This is a genomic window from Streptococcus suis, assembly GCF_046032115.1.
Taxonomy (GTDB): domain Bacteria; phylum Bacillota; class Bacilli; order Lactobacillales; family Streptococcaceae; genus Streptococcus; species Streptococcus suis_AJ.
This window is the reverse complement of the sequence record NZ_JARQOZ010000058.1, coordinates 1-7,947: the sequence shown is the minus strand read 5'-3', so window position 1 is coordinate 7,947 and position 7,947 is coordinate 1. Positions and strand designations below refer to the sequence as shown.

Annotated in this window: 9 protein-coding genes; 4 read left to right on the top strand and 5 right to left on the bottom strand. The window is 43.3% G+C overall.

Going from position 1 to position 7,947, the window contains the following annotated elements; translation table 11 throughout:
* On the top strand, positions 1–183 hold a 183-nt coding region (locus tag P7J36_RS11240), incomplete at its 5' end, for a transposase (protein WP_408552154.1).
* Positions 184–569: 386 nt separating this feature from the next.
* Entirely contained in the window at positions 570–1,745 is a 1,176-nt protein-coding gene (gene trpB / locus P7J36_RS11235) for a tryptophan synthase subunit beta (RefSeq protein ID WP_408552155.1), read from the top strand.
* 146 nt (positions 1,746–1,891) lie between these two features.
* On the opposite strand, the gene nadE is transcribed toward trpB, so the two are convergent.
* The 4 genes from nadE to P7J36_RS11215 form a co-directional block, all read right to left on the bottom strand.
* Positions 1,892–2,716 carry an ammonia-dependent NAD(+) synthetase gene (gene nadE, locus P7J36_RS11230; RefSeq protein ID WP_024406671.1) on the bottom strand — a complete coding sequence of 275 codons (825 nt, stop codon included), beginning with the start codon at positions 2,714–2,716 and terminating at the stop codon, positions 1,892–1,894.
* A 12-nt stretch (positions 2,717–2,728) separates the two neighbouring features.
* Positions 2,729–4,189, bottom strand: a complete 1,461-nt coding sequence (locus tag P7J36_RS11225; RefSeq protein ID WP_024384597.1) for a nicotinate phosphoribosyltransferase — start codon at positions 4,187–4,189, stop codon at positions 2,729–2,731.
* 107 nt (positions 4,190–4,296) lie between these two features.
* Entirely contained in the window at positions 4,297–4,941 is a 645-nt protein-coding gene (locus tag P7J36_RS11220) for a prepilin peptidase (protein WP_014638478.1), read from the bottom strand.
* Between the two features lie 53 nt (positions 4,942–4,994).
* A complete protein-coding gene (locus P7J36_RS11215) occupies positions 4,995–5,813 on the bottom strand; it encodes a cation diffusion facilitator family transporter (protein WP_274718144.1) in 819 nt (272 codons plus the stop codon).
* A gap of 121 nt (positions 5,814–5,934) precedes the next feature.
* On the opposite strand from P7J36_RS11215, the gene P7J36_RS11210 reads away from it, so the two are divergent.
* Both P7J36_RS11210 and mnmM read left to right on the top strand, forming a co-directional pair.
* Positions 5,935–6,453: a TetR/AcrR family transcriptional regulator gene (locus P7J36_RS11210; RefSeq protein WP_395315138.1), complete on the top strand. Its 519-nt coding sequence runs from the start codon at positions 5,935–5,937 to the stop codon at positions 6,451–6,453.
* A gap of 9 nt (positions 6,454–6,462) precedes the next feature.
* A complete protein-coding gene (gene mnmM / locus P7J36_RS11205; RefSeq protein WP_024384601.1) occupies positions 6,463–7,017 on the top strand; it encodes a tRNA 5-(aminomethyl)-2-thiouridylate-methyltransferase MnmM in 555 nt (184 codons plus the stop codon).
* 15 nt (positions 7,018–7,032) lie between these two features.
* On the opposite strand, the gene P7J36_RS11200 is transcribed toward mnmM, so the two are convergent.
* Entirely contained in the window at positions 7,033–7,812 is a 780-nt protein-coding gene (locus P7J36_RS11200; protein ID WP_408552156.1) for an ABC transporter ATP-binding protein, read from the bottom strand.
* Between the last annotated feature and the right edge of the window lie 135 nt (positions 7,813–7,947).

Here is a 7,947-nt window from a genome sequence, read left to right as displayed (position 1 = left end):
GATAATGCAGCTTTTCATCCCAAGAAACAACTAGATGAGCTTGCAGTGGCTAAGGGACACTATTTTCTTCCGCTTCCCCCTTACTCTCCTGAACTCAACCCAATTGAACGATTTTGGGCTGGATTGAAAAGAAAAGTGGCTGAGTTATTGAGGAGATGTCAATCGGTTGAGTATTCTTTGTGATACTATTTTAAAACTAAATGACTATATTACGTCGACGAATGAGGAAACTTCGTTTCCATATTTCCAACTTCAAATAATTTCATCATTATTTGAATTCGCTTTGCAGTACTCTGCAGGGGTGACTTGCTCCGCAAGTGCTATTTCCAACCTTGTACAGTCACTCGACTGTACAAGCTGCCTGCAGCTTTTGACGCGAACGTTGTTCGCTTTATTTCCAATCTCCAACTATCTCCCAGATAGTTAGAGCGAGTACTAAAAGCAAACTGAAAGACTACTATCTAAACGAGGTAATCAAGATGAAACGATGGCGAAGCAATTAGGTAAAACAAGAACGAAACAATGTATCATAATATTTTAGTTATTAAAAAATAGAAAGAGGAAAGAATATGGCAGAAAAAGGTTATTTTGGACAGTTTGGTGGTAGTTTTGTACCAGAGCAAATTCAGGTTTTGTTGGATCAGCTAGAGGAAACATTTGAACAGTACCGCAATGATCCAGAATTTTTGGCGGAATACCAAGCTTATCTGAAAGATTATGCTGGTCGTGAAACGCCATTGTATTTTGCGGAATCATTGACCAAGGAGCTTGGTGGAGCGAAAATCTATCTCAAACGGGAAGATTTGAATCACTTAGGTTCTCATAAGTTAAACAATGTGCTGGGGCAAATTCTATTGGCAAAAAGAATGGGGAAAACTCGAGTGATTGCAGAAACTGGTGCTGGTCAACATGGGGTTGCGACGGCTGCTGTAGCTGCCCGCTTTGGTTTGGGATGTGATGTCTATATGGGGGCTGAAGATGTCAAACGCCAACGACTCAATGTTTTTCGAATGGAGATGATGGGGGCGCGTGTTCATGCTGTAACGGATGGAACGCAAACCTTGAAAGAGGCAGTTGATGCGGCATTCGGTGCTTGGATGGCAGATTTAGATGCCTTCTATGTATTGGGCTCTGCAGTTGGACCACACCCTTATCCAACCATTGTCCATGAATTCCAGAAGATTATCAGTGTCGAATCTCGTCGTCAGATTTTGGAAAAAGAAGGTCGCTTGCCAGACTACGTTATTGCCTGTGTGGGTGGTGGTTCCAATGCCATCGGTGCATTTTCTCAATATTTACCAGATGAATCTGTTCAGTTGATTGGTGTAGAAGGAGCTGGTAAAGGTGTTGATACCGAACTGCATGCGGCGACTATGACTAAGGGAACAGTTGGTGTGGTTGATGGGATGAAGACTATTTCCCTCTTTGATGAAAATGGTGGAGTAGCACCTGTTTATTCCATTTCAGCAGGCTTGGACTATCCAGGCGTTGGACCAGAACATGCCCACTATAAGGAAACTGGTCGTGTTCATTATGTCGCAGCAACAGATGATGAGGCGGTTAATGCCCTTCTGACCTTAAGTCGTACAGAAGGAATTCTTCCAGCTATTGAAAGTTCTCATGCAATTGCAGAAGCTATTCGATTAGCACCACAACTAGATAAAGATAAAATCATTATTATCAATGTTTCCGGTCGAGGAGACAAGGATGTCGCAGCGATTGCGGATTATTTGGAGAGTAGATAAGAGAAAACCCCTGACGGTTGCCTATCGTCAGGGGATAATATTTATACTCAATGAAAATCAAAATCAGACTAGGCGACGAAGATGCAGATAGAACTGAAGTTCATCAAATCAAGTCAACAACGTCTGATTTTGATTTTCGAAGAGTATTATTTCCAAAAGTCATCAAAAATCGTGATTGGCAGATGGCGTTTGTGGGCTGTTTTGTTCCACCATCCTTCGATAATGGTTTGGGCTTGAGGGTCGATGGTTTTGCCTTCGAGATAGTCGTCGATTTGGTTATAGGTAACACCGAGTGCGACTTCGTCAGCAAGACCTGGCTTGTCTTCTTCCAAGTCCGCAGTAGGAACTTTGAGGTAGAGTTTTTCATCTGCCCCCAGTTCAGCTAGAAGCTGCTTTCCTTGGCGTTTGTTGAGGCGGAAAAGGGGCAGGATGTCTGCACCGCCGTCTCCGTGCTTGGTAAAGAAGCCAGTGATATTTTCAGCTGCATGGTCGGTTCCAATGACAGCTCCTTTGCGTTCTCCAGCGATAGCGTATTGGGCAATCATGCGCATGCGGGCTTTAGCATTTCCCTTATTAAAATCAGACATAGTAAGCCCATTTGCATTGACTGCAGCCACCATGGCATCTGTTGATTCCTTGATGTTGATGGTTAAGCTGACATCTGGTTGAATAAAGGCTAGGGCTGCTTGGGCGTCAGACTCGTCAGCTTGCACACCGTAAGGGAGGCGGATAGCGATAAATTGATAAGAATCGTCACCTGTTTCCGCCCGCATTTCTTCCATAGTCAGCTGAGCCAAACGACCAGCCAAGGTCGAATCTTGTCCACCAGAAATCCCCAAAACATAGGTTTTCAAAAATGGGTGTTTTTTCAGGTAGTCTTTGAGAAAGTCGATGGAGCGACGGATTTCTTCTTTGGGGTCAATGCTTGGCTTGACCCCTAATTCTTTGATGATTGTTTCCTGTAGGGTCATAATATACCTTTCTTAGATGGATTTGGTCTGAGTTTGTTTGCGAATACGATTGATGAGGTTCATCTTATTATCCCAAACATCTTGTGCCAAGTCGACTGGATAGAGCTGTGGGTTGAGCACACGTTTGTATTCATCCCAGAGCTTATCAAATTCTTGATTGGCATAGGTTTGAATTTCCGCTAGGCTTGGAAGTTCGTAGACCTGTTTTCCTTTTTCGAAAATAGGAACTAGGAGTGGACGTGCATCAAAGTTCTCGATGGTTTTATTGATGTAGGTGTAAGTTGGATGGAACATATAGATACTATCCATCTGTGTGACGTCAGTGTCCGCAAAGGTGATGTAGTCCCCTTCTGATTTTCCTTTTTCTTTGGAGGTGATGCGCCAAACCTGTTTCTTACCAGGAGTGGAGACTTTTTCCGCATTAGAAGACAGCTTGATGGTGTCACGCATATTTCCATCTTCATCTTCGATGGATACAATCTTGTAGACAGCGCCCAAGGCAGGTTGGTCGTAGGCGGTGATGAGTTTGGTACCAACTCCCCAGACATCAATTTTTGCCTTTTGCATTTTGAGGTTGAGGATGGTATTTTCATCCAGGTCATTAGATGCGTAAATCTTCGCATCTGTAAAACCTGCATCATCTAATTGCTGACGAACTTTCTTGGAAATATAGGCCATATCGCCTGAATCAATCCGAACCCCTTTGAAGTTAATCTTATCTCCCATTTCTTTGGCAACCTTGATGGCTGCTGGAACACCAATACGAAGCGTATCATAGGTATCAACGAGGAAGACACAGTCATGATGGGTTTCAGCGTAGGCTTTGAAAGCCTTGTAATCATCTCCGTATGTTTGAACCAAGGCGTGGGCATGGGTACCAGCGACAGGGATACCGAAGATTTTGCCAGCTCGAACATTGGAAGTCACAGATGCTCCACCAATAAAGGCTGCCCGTGTACCCCAGATAGCAGCATCCATTTCTTGGGCACGGCGAGTACCAAATTCCATCAAGGGCTCATCTTCAATGACGGCCTTGATACGGCGAGCTTTTGTAGCAATCAGGGTTTGGTAGTTGACGATGTTTAAGAGGGCAGTTTCGATTAGTTGGCATTGTGCCAATGGTCCTTCGATTTGAAGAATGGGTTCGTTAGCGTAGACCAGGTCGCCCTCCTTAGCCGAACGGACAGTGAGAGTCATTTCCAATTGGGACAAGTAATCAAGGAAAGTCTGCGGATAACCCAGTTCTGTCAGATAGTCAATGTCTGTCTGGCTAAAGCTGAGATTGTTGAGGTAGTTTACAACGCGTTCCAAACCAGCAAATACAGCGTAGCCATTTTTAAAAGGTTGTGAACGGAAATAGACTTCGAATACAGCGTGTTTATTGTGGATGTTTTGGTCAAAATAGACCTGCATCATGTTGATTTGATAAAGGTCGGTATGCAGGGTTAAACTATCATCCTTAAATAGTGTCATAACGTTTCTCCTTTTGCCTTCCGATCAAGAAGGCACTCCAATTATTTTGATGGAGTTGAACTCTAATATGCCTTCTATTATAACAAAAAAATCGAGAAAAACTCGATTTAGATGCACAGAATGATAGGAATACTTGAAAGAAAAAGGAGTGGTACGTAGGGAATAGACTTGGGTTTGAAAATAGTGAAGACAAGAAGCCCTAGGAGGGAACTAATCTGGATAATCCAGAGGAGTTCTGTAAATCCACATATTAAGGCCAAACTTGCCAGATAGAGAAAGTCACCAGAACCAATATTGATTTGCCATTTTTCAGTCAGATAGGCCAAGAGTAAAAAGCCACAGAAAAGCCAGTTGAGCTGGGAGAGTACCAGAGCTATAAAAGTAAAAACGAGCCAGACAGCAAAGGGATATTCCTGATGCTTGATGTCATAAATGGTTAAAACTAGCCCTGCTAAGCTGAGAATGGTTTCGGTTAGGTTTAGGACTTGAAAATGGCAGAGCAGGACGACTAGACCAGCTAAGAATTCCAATCCAAGATACCAATAAGGTATCTTGGCCTTGCAGTAACGGCATTTAGATTTTGTCGAAAGCTGGGACAGGATGGGTATTAGGTCCCAGGCCTTGAGCCGTCGCTTGCAGGCATTGCAGTGACTAGAGGGGGAGATAATGGACTGTTCAGGGAAACGGTCGATGACCAGACCCAAGAAGGAGCCGATTGAAGCTCCAAGGAAAAATAGGATAATTGTCTTCATACCTATTTATTCGTAAATGGGTGGAGGAAAATGAGATATTTTTTTAAATTTTTTTACAAAATTTCGATGGTACTCTGGATAATGCCAAAGGAATTGAGAGAATTCCGTATTTTTGCTTTGGTCTTGTCTGCTACAGCAGGATTTGTCAGTTTGACCGTCACAGTCGCACAATGTTCATATCCATCCATGGTCCAGACATTTAGCTGAGTGATTTCGTGAACATTTTCAAGAGCCAGGAGGACTCCTTTAACTTCTTCAAGATTTACTCCTTGCGGACTTGTTTCAAGCAATATCTTTATATTGTTCCAAACTTTTGGCAGGGCTTTGGAGAGGATGAAGATAGCAATACAGAGTGAGAGTAGTGGGTCTAGAAAGTACCAATCAGTAAATTGAAGAATGATGGAAACAAGGATGACCGCCAGCCATCCCAAAATATCCTCTAAAAAGTGCAAGCTGAGAATGGATTCATTATGGCTATGACCATTTTTTACAATACGGGAAGCAAGGAAATTGATGATGACAGCGATAATCCCAAGTACCAGCATCCCATCTTGATTGACAGGCTGGGGATGGAAAAGATTGGGAATGTTTTCCACAAGGATCAAGCTGGAGCCGATAATCAGAATGCTAGAAGTCAAGAGAGCGGCCAAAATATTCCATCTCTTGTAGCCAAAGGGATAAACCCTATCAGCAGGCTTGTTGGCATAGGTTTGCATGATGGCAGAGCTTCCGATGGCGAGGGCGTCACCCAAATCGTGAACAGCATCTGCTAAGATGGCGCTAGAACCAAAGAGCCAGCCAAAGATAAACTCGATGATAGAAAAGCTAAGATTGAGAAGAAAAGCGATAAATGTATTTTTAGAAGATGACATGAGATTCCCTTTCTGTGTTATACTGTTTATAGGTTTATTATGCACTGTAATGAGCCGAAAAACTAGAAATAAGAGAAACGGTTTGTCTTTTTCTGAACAAATTGTTTGAAATGTACGAAAAATGGATAGACGAATTGCAAAAACAAAAAGGGCTATTTTTCAGGCTTTTTTGACCTTATTAAATGATAAGGGCTATGACGAGATGCGCGTGCAGGATGTCATTGACCTGGCAGATGTGGGGCGTTCCACTTTCTATGCCCACTATGCAAGTAAAGAGGCTCTTTTGGAAGAACTTTGTCATGACCTCTTTCACCATTTATTTACAGGTCGTGAAGATGCGGATGTGAAGACCTTATTGGTTCATATTTTCAAACACTTTCGGATCAATCAAGATCGAGTTGCCAGCCTTTTGTTGTCCCGCAATGCCTATTTTCTAAGAGAACTGGAAGCGGAGTTGAAACACGACATTTTTCCAAAAGTTGCTGAAGATTACATGCAAGATAAGAGAAATCTTCCAGAGGATTTGCTGGTGCATTTTGTTGTGACGACTTTTGTGGAGACGGTCAGCTGGTGGTTGCAGCAACGCAAAAAGGTGGACGAAGCCACCTTGACCGATTATTATGTAAGATTATTAACTTAAGGAGAGAAAATGCTTAGACCTTTACACATGGCTCATGCCTTTTTAGATGAGATATTAACAGACCAGGACCTAGCGGTCGATGCGACGATGGGAAATGGTCATGACACGCTATTTTTAGCCCAACGAGCAGGAAAAGTTGTGGCCTTTGATATTCAGGAACAAGCCCTGACCACAACGGCTGAAAAACTTGAAAAAGCTGGCTTGACCAATGCCCAATTGGTTTTGACAGGACACGAAAACCTAGACCAGTATGTGGATGAATGCAAGGCAGCCATTTTCAATCTGGGCTATCTTCCTTCGGCGGATAAGTCAGTCATCACCCTGCCTGCAACCACCCTTCAAGCCATAGAAAAAGTTCTTGACCGACTGGTGGTGGGTGGTCGCCTAGCCATCATGGTTTACTATGGTCACGAGGGTGGAGCTCTTGAGAAGGATGCAGTTTTAGACTTTATCAGCCAGTTAGACCAGACTGTCTTTACAGCCATGCTCTACAAACCACTCAACCAAGTCAATACCCCACCGTTCTTGGTGATGGTGGAACGATTAAAATCCAGCTCAAACTAGGGCTGGATTTGTTTTTTATAATATCGGCTTAATGAATAATCTTCCCTCACCCAAGTCAATCAATTCCACCTGATTGCCATAAAAATCGCTGAGGAGTTCAGGTGTCAGGATGTCTTCTTTGGGTCCCTGTGCCAATACCATGCCATCTTTGAGCAGGAGGACATGGGTGAAATTATCAGTTATCTCTTCGGCGTGATGGGTGACGTAGATAATGGCAGGAGCCGTTGGGAGTTGGCAGATATGGTCAATGTGGTGGAGCAGGCGTTCGCGAGCCAAAAGGTCTAAGCCCACAGTAGCCTCGTCCAAAATCAAAATAGCCGGCTCTTCCATCAAACTGCGGGCAATGAGCAGGAGTTGGCGTTCACCTTGTGACAAACTAGCATAGGTCCGACCAATCAAGTGCTCAGCCTTAATGGTTTTGAGCATGTCTATGGCTTCATCCAATTCAGCTTGACCGTATTCACGGTAGAGGATGGAGGATTTGTACTTTCCAGTCAGAACAATCTGCTCAGCTGTCAAATCAATAGGAAAGCGTTCTGCAAGGAAAGAACCAACGACCCCAATCTTAGTGCGAAGGCTAGGAATATCTCCCTTGCCAAACTCCACTCCAAGAACCGTCAAGTCACCAGAGGTCTTCCAAAACTCAGCCATTAGAATACGAAGGAGGGTTGACTTTCCAGCCCCATTTAGCCCTAAAATAGCCCAACGCTCGCCTTTTTTAAATTCCCAGTTGATGTCGTTTAAAATGTACTTTCCCTGTCGTTTGTAATGGACATTTTTCATTGAAATAATCATAGTTGTTCTCCTATTCCTTTTGATTATTGTAACATAAACAGACATGAGGGACTATTTATAGAATCATTCCCGTAGTTGGTTATGCCCTACCCATCATAGCTTTTCAAACTTTCAAAAAGAAAAATCGCCACGGTA